13 protein-coding genes are annotated in these 12,604 nt (G+C 62.6%); 6 read left to right on the top strand and 7 right to left on the bottom strand.

Annotated elements, in window-relative coordinates; translation table 11 throughout:
* Positions 1-9: 9 nt before the first annotated feature.
* Positions 10-885 carry a helix-turn-helix domain-containing protein gene (locus HX824_RS09380; RefSeq protein WP_177008766.1) on the top strand — a complete coding sequence of 292 codons (876 nt, stop codon included), beginning with the start codon at positions 10-12 and terminating at the stop codon, positions 883-885.
* A 135-nt stretch (positions 886-1,020) separates the two neighbouring features.
* Here HX824_RS09380 and dacB read toward each other — a convergent pair whose 3' ends face one another.
* The 7 genes from dacB to HX824_RS09345 form a co-directional block, all read right to left on the bottom strand.
* Positions 1,021-2,481: a D-alanyl-D-alanine carboxypeptidase/D-alanyl-D-alanine-endopeptidase gene (gene dacB, locus HX824_RS09375; protein WP_177054459.1), complete on the bottom strand. Its 1,461-nt coding sequence runs from the start codon at positions 2,479-2,481 to the stop codon at positions 1,021-1,023.
* Positions 2,482-2,582: 101 nt separating this feature from the next.
* Positions 2,583-5,009, bottom strand: a complete 2,427-nt coding sequence (locus HX824_RS09370) for a TonB-dependent receptor (RefSeq protein ID WP_177054458.1) — start codon at positions 5,007-5,009, stop codon at positions 2,583-2,585.
* 110 nt (positions 5,010-5,119) lie between these two features.
* On the bottom strand, positions 5,120-6,055 hold the full coding sequence (locus tag HX824_RS09365) for a glutathione S-transferase family protein (protein WP_003216356.1): 936 nt from the start codon (positions 6,053-6,055) through the stop codon (positions 5,120-5,122).
* A 75-nt stretch (positions 6,056-6,130) separates the two neighbouring features.
* Positions 6,131-6,406: a GIY-YIG nuclease family protein gene (locus tag HX824_RS09360; protein WP_003216354.1), complete on the bottom strand. Its 276-nt coding sequence runs from the start codon at positions 6,404-6,406 to the stop codon at positions 6,131-6,133.
* 36 nt (positions 6,407-6,442) lie between these two features.
* The gene (locus tag HX824_RS09355) at positions 6,443-6,913 is read right to left on the bottom strand and encodes a nuclear transport factor 2 family protein (RefSeq protein ID WP_008435632.1); all 471 of its coding nucleotides are present in this window, start codon (positions 6,911-6,913) and stop codon (positions 6,443-6,445) included.
* Positions 6,914-7,013: 100 nt separating this feature from the next.
* Positions 7,014-7,649, bottom strand: a complete 636-nt coding sequence (locus tag HX824_RS09350) for a response regulator transcription factor (RefSeq protein ID WP_003216351.1) — start codon at positions 7,647-7,649, stop codon at positions 7,014-7,016.
* Positions 7,650-7,849: 200 nt separating this feature from the next.
* Positions 7,850-8,584, bottom strand: a complete 735-nt coding sequence (locus HX824_RS09345; RefSeq protein WP_177054474.1) for a response regulator — start codon at positions 8,582-8,584, stop codon at positions 7,850-7,852.
* Between the two features lie 504 nt (positions 8,585-9,088).
* Between HX824_RS09345 and HX824_RS09340 the strand changes: the two genes are divergently transcribed.
* From HX824_RS09340 to HX824_RS09320, 5 genes are all read left to right on the top strand, one after another.
* Positions 9,089-9,718 (top strand): DUF1120 domain-containing protein, encoded by a 630-nt coding sequence (locus HX824_RS09340; protein ID WP_008435634.1) that lies wholly within the window; start codon positions 9,089-9,091, stop codon positions 9,716-9,718.
* A gap of 45 nt (positions 9,719-9,763) precedes the next feature.
* Positions 9,764-10,381, top strand: coding sequence for a DUF1120 domain-containing protein (locus HX824_RS09335; RefSeq protein ID WP_032899438.1), 618 nt, complete (start codon positions 9,764-9,766; stop codon positions 10,379-10,381).
* A gap of 43 nt (positions 10,382-10,424) precedes the next feature.
* On the top strand, positions 10,425-11,054 hold the full coding sequence (locus HX824_RS09330) for a DUF1120 domain-containing protein (protein ID WP_008435636.1): 630 nt from the start codon (positions 10,425-10,427) through the stop codon (positions 11,052-11,054).
* Between the two features lie 64 nt (positions 11,055-11,118).
* Entirely contained in the window at positions 11,119-11,745 is a 627-nt protein-coding gene (locus HX824_RS09325; RefSeq protein WP_256346952.1) for a DUF1120 domain-containing protein, read from the top strand.
* A 28-nt stretch (positions 11,746-11,773) separates the two neighbouring features.
* Entirely contained in the window at positions 11,774-12,472 is a 699-nt protein-coding gene (locus HX824_RS09320; protein ID WP_008435638.1) for a fimbria/pilus chaperone family protein, read from the top strand.
* Positions 12,473-12,604: the final 132 nt, after the last annotated feature.

Below are 12,604 nucleotides of genomic sequence, written 5' to 3'. Positions count from 1 at the left end.
AGTACGAATATGCCGCCACTGGAAACCCTGCAAGTCTTTCAATCCCTCAACCGCTCGCCCAACGCTCGCCTCGAGCTGTGCGCCGAGCTCGGTGACGGCTTGTCTGCAGCCTTGTGGAGCAACCATCACGACGCCCAGGATTACGAAGCCCCCGACCACCACACCTTGTCCTGCTACATCGGCGGCGGCACCGGCACCTTTCGCCGCGACCAGCCCGGCACCAAGGGCGGCCCGGACAAGCTGTGCATCCTGCCGGCCGAGCATCAATCGGCCTGGGTGATCAACGGCGAAATCCGCCTGGCCCACGTGTATTTCAGCCCCGAGCAATTCGCCCTGGGCTGCGTCACCTTGCTGGACCGCGAACCCCGCGAGTTGCAACTGCGCGAGAGCACCTTCCTCGACGATGCGCGGCAGGCCCGGCGTTTTCACCAGTTGATCAGCCTGAACTGGAAAGAGCCCGGCGAACGCCTGCTGACCAGCAGCCTGGCCCATGAAATGCTCAGCCATACCTTGCTCAGCCAGGTGGGGATGCGCGAGGGTTTGCGTTTGAAAGGCGGGCTGGCCGCCCACCAGCGCCGGCAACTGGTGGAGCACATCGACCAGCAACTGGCGGAGCCGATCAGCCTGGGGCAGTTGGCAGGCTTGTGTGCGTTGTCGGAGTACCACTTTGCGCGGATGTTTCGCGAGAGTTTTGGACTGCCGCCCCATCAATATCTGCTGGCGCGGCGCCTGGCCCGCGCCCGGGAGTTGTTGCGGGGTGGGTCGTTGCCGCTGGGCGAGATTGCCCTGGCGTGCGGATTTTCCAGCGCGAGCCACTTTACCAACCGGTTCCGCCAGGCGATGGGCGCAACCCCTGGTGAATACCGGCAGGCGTTCCTGCCTTGAAATGCAATCTGCCTGACGGCACAGGTCCAATGTGGGAGCGGGCTTGCTCGCGAAAGCGGTGTGACAGTCAACACATGTACTGACTGAACCAGCGCATTCGCGAGCAAGCCCGCTCCCACCTTTGATCTTCGGTGCTCAATAGTCCGTGCTGTTGGCCAGTGCCGTGGCCAGGCGGTTTTCCAGCGCCTTGACCCGCGCGCCTGCGACCACGTAATTGTTGGTCACCATCGAAAACACCAGCTTGCGCCCATTGGCATCGGTGACATACCCAGTCAACGACGACACGCCACTCATGGAGCCGGTCTTGCCGTGCAGGTTGTTTTCCGCAGCGGTGCCCCGCAGGCGGTAACGCAGGCTGCCGCCCACCAGTCGCTGCGGATTACCGGCAACCGGCAACGCGTTGTACCAGGCGTTGAACCAGGGCTGTTTGCTGGCGGCCAGCAGCACATCCGTGAGGTTCTGCGACGACACCAGGTTACGCCTGGACAACCCTGAACCGTCCACCTGGTTCAACGTCGCCGTATCAATCCCCTGACGCTTGAGGAACCCGGCCACCGCCGCCACACCGGCAGGCGCCGTACCGGCATTCACGGTCTTGCGCCCCATGCTCTTGAGCAAGGCTTCAGACATGTTGTTATTGGAAAGCTTGAGCAACGGCGTGATCAGTTCCTGCAACGGCGCCGACTCATGCAGCGCGAGCACCGTCGCCGTGGTCGGCGTCACACCCCCGATCATCCGACGCCCCTGCACGACAATCCCCTGCTGCGCCAAGGCCTGTTCAAACAGGTTGGCCACCAGTTGCGTCGGCTCCCACACACTGACCAGTTGCGGGCTCTGCCTGCCCGGCGCCAACGCGCCACTGAGGCGCAACAGGTTGGTGCCGTGCTGGCGATTGATTCCATAGCTGTTGCCTGCGCCGCTGACCGCACGGTTGCTGAGCTGCACGTAATCGGTAGCCGGGCTGATCTCCACCGTCACCGGGCGCCCTGCCACGACCGGCGCCCTGGCCGTGACCAGCAGCGAGCCCGCATCAAAGTCGTCATTGGGCGATACCGTCAGCGCCGAAATCTGCGCGCCGTAGTAGGTGCTTTCATCGTCCTGGGACCAGTCGGTGCCCAGGCGCTCGGCGTCGAAGAACGTGTCGTCGAACACCAGGTCGCCCCGCACCTGCCGGATGCCCTGCTGCGCCAGGTTGGCCGCCAGCGCCTGGTAATCCGCCCACTGGATCGTCGGGTCGCCCAGGCCGCGCAGGTAGAGGTTGCCGTCAAGCACCGCGCCCTGGCGGATGCCGTCGCTCAACAGTTGCGTGGAAAACCGATACTGCGGCCCCAGCACATCCATCGCCGCCGCAGTGGTCAACAGCTTGAGGCTCGAAGCCGGGCTCAGCCGCGTACGCGGGTTGTGCTGGTAGAGCGTGTTGCCACTGCGGGCATCGCGCACCATCAGCGACACGCTGGCGCCGTGCAGTGCCGGGTCGGCCAGCAACTGGTCGAGGCTGGCGCTGGTGGAAATTTTCGGCGCCGTGGCGCAACCGCCCAGCAACAAGCTCAAGCCCAGCAGCAGCCCGCCGGTGTGTATCCATCGTCCCAACTGCATCGCTATCGTGTTCCCGCAAAGTCATTAATGGCGGCCACGCTAGCAGCTCGACAACCGTATGGCGAGGCAGCCGGCTACCGCGCCATACGGTGTAGCCGAATTTAGAACGTCAGGGTGCTGGACACCGACACCTGCCGCGCATCGCCGATGGACACGAACTGGGTGTTCACGGCCGAGGTGTAATAGGTACGGTCAAACAGGTTCTTCACGTTGAGCTGGAACTTGACCTTCTGCCCCTCGATTTTAGTGTCATAGGTGGCGAACGCATCGGCCACGGTGTAGCTCGGCAGTTCGAAGCTGTTGGCCGCGTCCCCTGCACGCTCGCCGACATAACGTGCCCCGGCGCCGACCCGCAGTTGGTCGCCACCGAGAATGCTGCCGAAGTCATACACCGCCGACAGCGAGCCAGTGTTCTTCGCCACGTTTTGCAGGCGATTACCTTTGTATTCCGGGTCTTCGGTAACCTCTGCATCGGTGTAGGCATAGCTGCCGATCACGCTCCACTTATCCGTCAGTTGGCCGCTGGCATCCAGTTCCAGGCCTCGGGAGCGCACTTTGCCGGCGACGCTGTAGACCGAGGTCAGGCCATCGCCGACCTGCACCAGCACGTTGCGCTTCTCGATGTTGAACAGAGCGGCGCTGGCAGTGATACGACCCGGAATGTCGAGTTTGGTACCCAACTCCCAGGACTTCGACTGCTCCGGCTCAAGGCTGCCATCCAGCACACTTTTGTTCGCCAGCGGTGCGATGGTGGAATTGGGCTTGAACGACTCTGTGTAGCTGCCATAGAACGACAGCTCGTCGGTGTAGCGGTACACCAGGCCCGCGCGTGGCACCCACTTCTGGCCATTGCCGTCGGTGTTGGCGGTGAACGGGACACCCTTGCCGGCGTATTGGTCGTACATCTGATAACGCGCGCCGCCCACCAGGATCCACTGGTCAGTGAGGTGGATCGCATCCTGCAGGAACAGCGAGTCGCTGCGCAGCAGGTCCGTCTGGTTGCTGTCCGGCGCGCTGACGGTGGTGCCCGCCACTTCATTGCCATAGACCGGATCGTTGTAGTTGAACGTGCCACGGGGCGCCTGGCGGATCAGGTCGGCCCGGTAGATCTTGCGGTACTCGTCATCCAGGCCGAAGGTCAGGTCATGCTGCATGCCCGCGACGTTGACCTTGCCTTCAAGGCTGGCGGTGGCGAAGCGGTCGGTGGTCAGTGCGCCCTGGGTGCCGTCCATGCTGCGGGTCAGGGTGCCATTGGCGTTGACCTTGACCACACGCACCTGGCTGGCGTCGTAGGTCTCGCGGTTCCAGCTGTAGCCGAAGTGGGCTTTCCAGTCGTCATTCAAATCGTGGTCGGCCTCGAAGCGGTACAGGTCGGAGCGGCCTTCCATGTTGTTGAAGGGCTCGTCCAGGCGGCGAGTCGACGGGATGTTGAGCGGGTGGTTGGTCTTGGGGTCGATGGCGGTGCCCCGGTCGAACGGCGAGAGAAACTCCCGGTGCTCATAGGCAAACAACAGCTTGGTGTTGTCGCCGTACCAGGCCAGCGACGGTGCGATCAGGCTCTCGCGGTGAGTGCCGTAGTTGCGCCAGTAATCTTCGTCTTCGTGATCGACGATCAAGCGGTACGCCAACCCGCTGTCACCGATGGGCCCTGTGGTGTCGAGGTTGCCGCCGCTGCCGTTCTTGCCGTCGCCAAAGGTCGAGCCGCGCACGGTCAGCGAGGTGGATTGGATCAGCTCGGGTTTCTTGCTGACGATATTGACCACGCCGCCCGGATCCTGGATGCCATACAGCAACGACGACGGGCCCTTGAGCACTTCGACGCGCTCGGCGGTGGAATTCAGCGCGCGGCCCTGCACCAGCGGCATACCGTCCTGCATGATCGAACCGTTTCGGTTGTCACCAAAACCCCGCAGCATCACCGCGTCCTGGGTGCTGCCCAAGGTGTTGGCCTGGGTGATGCCACTGATGTTGGTCAGGGCATCGTCGAGGTTGCGCGGCTGTTGATCGCGCATCACCTGGGCCGGTACAACGTTGACAGTCTGTGGGGTTTCCAGCAGCAGGCCGTGGGAACGCATCACCGAACTTGTAGGCGGCGGTTGATAGCTGGTGGTATCCGAGGCCAGGGCGGCACCGTTGATGGTGGTGGCGCCGAGGTTCAGCGCGCCGTCGGTGGGCAGCGGTTCCAGGGCCAGGGTGCGGGCGTCGATCTGGCGGAAGGTGAAGCCGGAATTACCCAGCAGGCGTTGCATGGCCTGGGCCGCACTCATCTGCCCGGTGATGGCCGGGGCCTTGATGGCGTACGGCGCTTCGTCGGTGTAGACCACGCTGATGCCGGTCACCCGGGTGAAGTCGCTCAAGGCCTGGGGCAGCGGCTTGGCGGCCAGGGCAAAGTTGAACAGCGTGCTCTGCTGCTGCGCCTCGGCCGCCTGCGCCACGCCCAGGGGCAACAGCGCCAGCCCCGAAACTGCCAATACCGAGGCTCCCAGCCAATGTTTAACCGAACCCGCCGACGTTGCCCTGGACTTCATGCTTGAGAACCCGTGTGTAAAAAACGCTGTTAATGCGAATTAATCGCAGTTTCAAGCACTACACGGATGGCCGACAGGTTTACCTCACACCGATTTGAAAATAATTTCAGTCACGCCGGTTGGATCCGAAATCCGAAGCGCGGAACGTGCACATGCACGGTGCCGGCGCGGTCATCGGTGCGCCGCAGAATCAGCTCTTCGCGGCCGGCAAACAGCAACTCCCCGGCCACCGGATCGGTGCCGTAGTCGGTGGCGCTGATGGTCACTTGCTGGCCGGGCTTGAAGCCGTTCGGGTCTTCGAAGATTTCTTCCGGCAGGTTGGCCGGCGTGGCATTGCGCGCGACTTCCAGGGCTTGCTCGGCACTCATCTGGCTCGACGTGCCATGCCCGAAACCCAACACCCGGGCGAGCCAGGCGGCCACCGCAGGATAGGTTTCCACCAGCGGCGAGGTGACCGACGATCCCATGAGGAACCACAACGGGTGCGCCAGGGCGAAGTCGGCAATCGACGGCTCGCCGAACAGGAAGTCGCCCTGCTGGTGCTGCAACTGCTGATTGATACGACCGATGATCACCGGCCATTGATGCTTGGCCTGATCCAGTTGCACACGGGTGGCCGTGCCGCCACTGAACAATTTGCTGCGGTCGGCCACCAGCACCTGGAGCATTTCCGGCGGCACTTTGGCGAACTTGACCGCCAGGGATTCCGGCTGGAACACCAGGCTCACGGCATGGGAGAACACCGTCGAATCAGCCCAGGCGGCGAAGCTTTGGCTGACCAGTTCCAGGCCTTGGGGAAACAGCGCCGGCACGGACTTTTCCTGCTCCAGGCGGCGGGCGATCAGTGCGGTGTCGCAGTAGATATCGGCGCCCACCTGCAACACCGGGGTCTTGCGATAACCACCGGTGAGGGCCGTCAAGTCAGGCTTGGGCATCACCGGCGAGATGTGCACCGAACGCCAGGACAAGCCCTTGAAGCCCAGCAACAGGCGGGCTTTTTCGGCAAACGGGGATTGCGGGTAGTGGTGGAGGATCAACTCAGTCATGCCAGGCTCCGCTCAATGAGTGAGCGTCCAGCTTAGCCTGCAAACCCGGCAAAGGCGCGCATGGGAACCTATCAGTCAAACTGATGGGCCGATCGCCGCCAGGCACTCCTTGGCGCTTTTCTTGAGTTTCTTGATCAGCCGTTCCTGGCGCAGCGCCTCGGCCTTGCTGATGCATGCCTCGGTGTACACCAGCGCCACGGCGGGGCTTGAGAGGAAAAACCGTGCGCCCTTGCCACTCTGGTGCATGGCAAAGCGGCGCACCGGGTCATTGCTGATGCCGCAATAGAGCGAGCCATTGGCGGCGCGCACCAGGTAGACAAACCACGGTTTGGCTTCAGAAGGAGTCGTCACGGATCAATTCGGCAAACCAAAGGAACGCCAATCTTATCAACGACTGGCCTGGAACGCCTTCAACCCTTTCAGCGCCTGGGCCCGCACGGCGTTTTTCACCAGCGGCGTCCAGCCCAGCAACAGGCCTTTGGTGCCCAACGCCTGCCGTGACCAGCGCCACAGGTCGAAGTGGTCGTGGTGCTCGCAGATCTTGCCGTCGCGAAACACAAAGCGCGCCCGGATATCGTTGACCACGGTGTTGCCCGTCGCGCTGAACAGGTAGGTCGCCACCCAATGGGCGCTGCCGGTGATTTCATCGCTGCGCACACTGTCGAAGGTCAGGGAAAAGTCCTTGGCCCGGGTGGTCAGCATGCGCCACATGTCGCCGGCATCACGGCCACGCAGTTCACCGAATGCCGGGTCGCTGAACACCACGTCGTCGCTGTAGCAGGCGCTCATGGCCTCGGCATCCAGGCGCTGGAAGGCACTGTAGAACTCGGTGATCAAGGCGTTATGGGCGTCGCTCATGGGCAGGTTCCGCAAAAGAAGTTGGGATGGCCGGTACGATAATCCCCAAGGCCGGGGAACACTACTGGCATCAACGCCAGGAATACCTCATCCCGTCCCTTCAGGGCACCATTCCGCTGCTGCGAGCATAGTGGAACAAATCCACATCGGTGGAGATACACAGCCGGTTCATCGCGGTACTTTTCTGTTTGCTGATGGTGGAGATGCTGCGATTGACCCGCGCGGCAATCTGGCTGACGGTCATGCCGCTGGCCAGCATGCGCACCACTTCGCGTTCCTTGCCCGACAGTTGCGGCGGTTGTGATTGATCGCCCGTGCCCGCCTGCACCAACTGGGTCCGCAGGGACTCGCTGACGAAGGTCTTGCCCTCGCAGACTTCCTTGATGGCCGTGGGCAACTCCTTGGCCGATGCACTCTTGGCGACAATGCCTCGGGCGCCCTCGGCGAACGAGGCACGCAGGGTGGCGATATTGGCGAACATCGTCACCAGGATCACCGGCACCCCGGGGTATTGGCGTTGCAACAAGCCCAACAACACATAGCCGTCAGCCTGCTGCCCGCCCGGCATGGCGAAGTCCGTCACCAGCACATCGCAAGGGGTGCTGCCCAGTACCCGCAGCAGCTCATCCGGGCCGTTGGCCTCACCGACCACCTTGCACTTGCCGTTGGCCTCGATCACCACCTTCTGTCCGATCCGAACAATGGGATGATCGTCAGCAATAATTACGCGAAGCATAGAAATCCATGAGTGATGGCAAATTGATTTGCGCAAAATAACCCTGTCCGTCCCGGGCAACAACCGCCCACCTGGGAGCGGTTTTCAATGGCGTCCCGTGTTCTTAAGCGGGTGATTTTTTACCTACAACAAAAAAGGAAACCACCTACAAACTAAGCCCACAGACAGAGGTAATACCCCCTACAGAATCGCTGAAAATGTCATAAAACTGTCAAATAGCGCAGATACACCAGCAGGTCCTGGTCGAACCGCTGCAATGCCCGCCTGTTGCACCGGATCCCGTGCTTGCGCACCTGTTCGATCAACTCCCCCGCACAGCGATCCAGCTCCGTCTCGCCAAAAAACGCCAGGCTTCCCGCCAGGCGATGCAGGCAGTCGACCAATGCATGCGGGTCGACGATGCGGCAAGCCTGTACCAGGCCTGCGTAATCAGCCTCGGCCTCGCGCACCAGGGTGCGCAACATTTGGTTCACCACCTGTTCATCGCCAAATGTCCTGATCAGTTCGGCACGAGTCGGCCAGTGCACCCCGGCGCAGGCTGTGGCAGGCGGGTTCGTACTGGCGCCCGGCGGCTGTGGCAGCCACTGCTCCAGCACCCCGCGCAATTGTTCCAGGGTCAGCGGTTTGAGCAGCCAGGCATCCATGCCGGCCTCAAGGCAGCGGCGCGCATCGTCCGCAGAGAGTTTGGCGGTCAAGGCAATGATCGGCACACGCGGGCGGCTGTGTACGGCCTCTCGCCGCCTGATCTCACGAGCCATGCTATAGCCATCCAGCACCGGCATGCGGCAATCGCTGATCACCAGGTCGAAATGCCGCAGGGCGATGGCGGTCAACGCGGCCTGCCCGTTGCACACCAGTTCGTGATCGACTTCGAATTTTTGCAGGAACCAGCCCATCAAGGCGCGATAGGCCTGATGGTCCTCGACGATCAGCACGCTCAGGTGCTTCCAGTGAACAGGAGGACTGCGCCATGGCACCGTTTGCTGCCTGGGGGCGTCGTCAGCAAACACGCTTGGCATCATGGCCACCTCGATATCGGCGCCGACCTGCCAGGGCCATCAGACGGCCCTGGCATATCGTCTAGTGAGGGTGCGCTTGACGGTGATCCTTAACCCATCCGCCTGGCACCCATTACCGAATCAAGCTATCCACATGAATACCACTCTTGCGATACAAGAACTACGAAAAGACAGTTTTTCCTACAGCTCCGCCCACCTATTCCGACTTGACGCAGGCGAGCTAGAGGGATAGCGGATTGTCGTAATTCTTGTATTTCCCCTCCTCCCCCCCGGCGCTAAATTGCGCCCCACCCCAAGAGGGCAACCCGCCAACTCACCTGGCGGCCAACTATCCGAACTGACCCGACGCCCAACCGCGCCTCTTTCTGCGCTGCGGTGAGCTGCACCCGTCAGTTGATCCAACACCGAGACAATACAACCATGAACAAGCATCTGATCGCCGTCGCCAGCGCCCTGCTGATCACTGGCACCGCCCCCGCCTTCGCCGCCAGCACCGTGGACCTGACAGTCAAGGGCATCATCACCCCGAATGCCTGCACGCCGAGCCTGTCCAGTGGCGGGGTCATCGACCACGGCAAGATGTCGGCCAAGGACTTGAACGCCACCCAGATCACCCTGTTGCCGAAAGTCACGCTGCAAATGACCGTGACCTGCGATGCGCCGGTGATCTTCGCCCTCAAGGCGACCGACAACCGTATTGGCTCCGGCAGCGGCAGCGGCTTCGGGCTGGGCTTTATCAACGGCACGCAAAAGCTGGGTTCCTACAGCTTGACCCTTGGCGCCACCGGTAGCCCGCCCCAGGCCGACGGCGAAACCGTGCAAGCCATCGGGTCTTTCGACAATGGCGTCACCTGGGAGCGTTGGAACAGCTTTGAAACCGGCACCTATCTCTCGGTCGCCACCCTGGCAGACGCCAGCACCCCGCGTGCCACCCAGCAACTGGTCACCCCCGTGGCCTACAGCGGCTACATCAACCGCACCGACGGCCTGGACCTGAGCAACGAAGTCAATATCGACGGCTCGGCCACCATTGAAGTGCTCTACCTGTAACCCACCTTCGCCCCTGACCTGCAACCAAAAAGGTGCTGCTCGATGATGAATTCCTCACCCGCTGTCTTCCTCGCCACGTTGCTGCTGGCCCCCACCGTACTGGCCGCCAGCAGTACCGACTTCGCCGTCACGGGCACCATCACACCCAATGCCTGTGAACCCATGCTCTCCGGCGGAGGCGTGGTGGATTACGGAAAAATGCCGGCCAAGGAACTCAACACCGACAGCCCTACCTCACTGCTGCCAGAGACCATGCAAATGGAAGTCCTGTGTGAAGCGCCAACGTTCATCGCGCTGAGCACGATCGATAACCGCGCCGGCACTTCGGCAATTAACGACTACTGGCATGGCCTGGGGCTGACGGACAGTGGCGAAAAACTTGGCGCCACCGCATTCGGCCTGCTCAACCCGGTCGCGGACGGCGTCACGGTCAAGACGATCAACTCGACCGATGGCGGGGTGACCTGGCTCCCGTCGATTTACCTGGGCCACTACACCCAGACCTCGGTCGCCACCAACGGCGGTGCGAACACCCCGATTGCGATACGGCAATTCAGTGCCGACCTGCGCGTGTACACGATGGTCGACGGCACCGACCGCCTGACCGTGCTCGACGAAGTGCCGCTGGACGGCCATGCCACCGTGCAACTGAAGTACCTGTAACCCTTTATTCAACCGGCCCCACTCGAAAGGAAACGTGTGCCCCATGAAACTTACGCTCAATGCCCTGGCCACCGCGCTGCTGCTCAGCACCAGCGCCTCTGCCCTGGCGGCGTCCACCGTCGACCTGACTGTCAAAGGGGTGATTACCCCCAACGCCTGCACACCTGGCCTGTCCGGCGGAGGGATGGTGGACTACGGCAAGATCTCCGCCAAAGACCTGAACCTCACGACCCCCAAACAACTGCCACGCACCACCTTGCAACTGACCATCACCTGCGACGGCGGCACCCTCTTTGCCGTCAAGGGCACCGACAACCGCGCCGGGTCCAACTCCAGCGGCGGCACCTACGGCCTGGGGTTGATCAACGGTACGCAGAAGCTGGGGGCCTACGACCTGATGCTGAATAACGCAGTCGCAGACTCTGTCGCCGTCACGGTGCTGGAATCCGGGGATAACGGCACGACCTGGGCAGAGTCGGCGGACGCGATCCTGCCACCCAGCGCATTGGCGGCTTTCGGCGATAGAACCTCGGGCACCTGGCTGCCGGTGCCGATCCAGCAAGTCGTCAGCGACCTGGTGGTGTACGCGCAGATCGCCCGGGCCGACAGCCTGGACCTGAGCGATGAACACCCGATCGACGGCTCGGCCACGCTGGAAGTGAAGTACCTGTAAACCCGCGGCCTCGTCGTTCGCGGCGAGGCGCCTTACTTGCACCGAACACATTGAAGACCGAATGATGAACAGAACCCTACGCCTGTGCACGGCGCTGTTATTGCTCAACACCGGCTCTAGCGTGTTTGCCAGCACCGCCACCGAGATGACCCTGTCGGGCCTGGTCACCCCCAGTTCCTGCACCATCGCGCTCTCCGGCAGCGGCATCATCGACCACGGCACCATCCCTGCCCATCTCCTCAACCAGGCGGCTCCCACTCCGCTGCCCACCCAATGGCTGGAGGTAGAGATCCACTGCAGCGGCCCCTTGTTGTTTGGCCTGATTGGCCTGGACAGCCGCGAAGATTCGTCCGCCGCACCGGACACTACCTACGGCCTGGGGAGAAACCCCAACGCGCCCGCGGAGCAGTTGGGTTACGTCGACCTGGCGTTCGAAGCGGCGCAAGGAGACGGCCAGGCCATGCAGTCACTTGTGTCAAACCCCGAAGGCGGCCTCTGGGCTCCCCAACCAGCCATCCACCCCAAGACCCTGATGGGCTTTGCCCGTCCCGGCCGACCGTTTCCGGAACCCATCGTCACCCTGACCACCCGGATCCGCGCACAGACCACCATCCACCCGGCGAACCGTCTGACCCTCAGGCAAGACGTTCCCCTCGATGGCTCACTGGTCCTGGATTTGCGTTACCTCTAAGCCCTGTGATCATTTTAGGAACTGCGTCATGAAGACCTATCCAACCTTGCTGGCCCTGGGCTGGCTGCTGAGCACCCAGGCGTTTGCCGACGGCATGGTGCCCGACACCTCGGTGGTGATCGTCAACGAGGCCGACGGCGAAGCTTCGGTGTCGGTGACCAACACCGACGGCAAACTGGCCCTGCTGCACGTCACCCTGGAAGACATTCCGGAAGACACCGAATCGCTGCTGTTCGTCACCCCGCCCCTGTCCCGGGTCGAGGCCGACAAAAGCCAGCTGGTGCGCTTTATCCTGCGCAACCCCACGCCCCTGAAAACCCAACGCCTGAAGCGGGTGATCTTCGAAGGCATGCCCAAGGACCGTGACGCCGCCCAGGCTGGCCATGCGCGGGTGGGCGTGACCGTGCGCCAGAACCTGCCGGTGATCATTCATCCCAAGGGCCTGGCGCCGAACCGCACACCCTGGACCGGGCTGACCTGGTCGTTGAACGCCGGTCACCTGAACGTCGCCAACCCCACGCCTTACGTGGTGCGCCTGGCCCAGGAGCTGCAATTGCTGCCCGGCAAGCAGAGCCTGGTGCTGCCGCGCACTTATGTGTTGCCCGGCGAAACCCTGCGGCTCAGCACGCCCCACACCGCCACGGCCGTACGCCTGCAACCGGCCACCGTGTACGGCTTTGCCGTCGCCGCCTATGAAGCACCGATAACCGCCGCAAACGCTGAATAACGAAGTGACAGCCCTGTGACTGTCACCGGGAAGCCCGCCAACCGTTGCCGGCTTCCATAACCTGAGTGCCTTTACGTGAACACAGTAACCACTGACCCGGCTGGCGAAGCCGTGCCCGACTGTCCTTTACGC

The sequence above is a fragment of the Pseudomonas sp. D4002 genome, from assembly GCF_013385665.1.
Taxonomy (GTDB): Bacteria; Pseudomonadota; Gammaproteobacteria; order Pseudomonadales; family Pseudomonadaceae; genus Aquipseudomonas.
This window is presented reverse-complemented; position numbering and strand designations above follow the sequence as displayed.

Bases quoted from the DNA above. Each gene is read 5' to 3' on its own strand.
- HX824_RS09330 (WP_008435636.1), top strand. From the start codon at position 10,425: ATGAAACTTACGCTCAATGCCCTGGCCACCGCGCTGCTGCTCAGCACC.
- HX824_RS09325 (WP_256346952.1), top strand. From the start codon at position 11,119: ATGAACAGAACCCTACGCCTGTGCACGGCGCTGTTATTGCTCAACACC.
- HX824_RS09335 (WP_032899438.1), top strand. From the start codon at position 9,764: ATGAATTCCTCACCCGCTGTCTTCCTCGCCACGTTGCTGCTGGCCCCC.
- HX824_RS09355 (WP_008435632.1), bottom strand. From the start codon at position 6,913: ATGAGCGACGCCCATAACGCCTTGATCACCGAGTTCTACAGTGCCTTC.
- HX824_RS09350 (WP_003216351.1), bottom strand. From the start codon at position 7,649: ATGCTTCGCGTAATTATTGCTGACGATCATCCCATTGTTCGGATCGGA.
- HX824_RS09320 (WP_008435638.1), top strand. From the start codon at position 11,774: ATGAAGACCTATCCAACCTTGCTGGCCCTGGGCTGGCTGCTGAGCACC.
- HX824_RS09380 (WP_177008766.1), top strand. From the start codon at position 10: ATGCCGCCACTGGAAACCCTGCAAGTCTTTCAATCCCTCAACCGCTCG.
- dacB (WP_177054459.1), bottom strand. From the start codon at position 2,481: ATGCAGTTGGGACGATGGATACACACCGGCGGGCTGCTGCTGGGCTTG.
- HX824_RS09370 (WP_177054458.1), bottom strand. From the start codon at position 5,009: ATGAAGTCCAGGGCAACGTCGGCGGGTTCGGTTAAACATTGGCTGGGA.
- HX824_RS09365 (WP_003216356.1), bottom strand. From the start codon at position 6,055: ATGACTGAGTTGATCCTCCACCACTACCCGCAATCCCCGTTTGCCGAA.
- HX824_RS09340 (WP_008435634.1), top strand. From the start codon at position 9,089: ATGAACAAGCATCTGATCGCCGTCGCCAGCGCCCTGCTGATCACTGGC.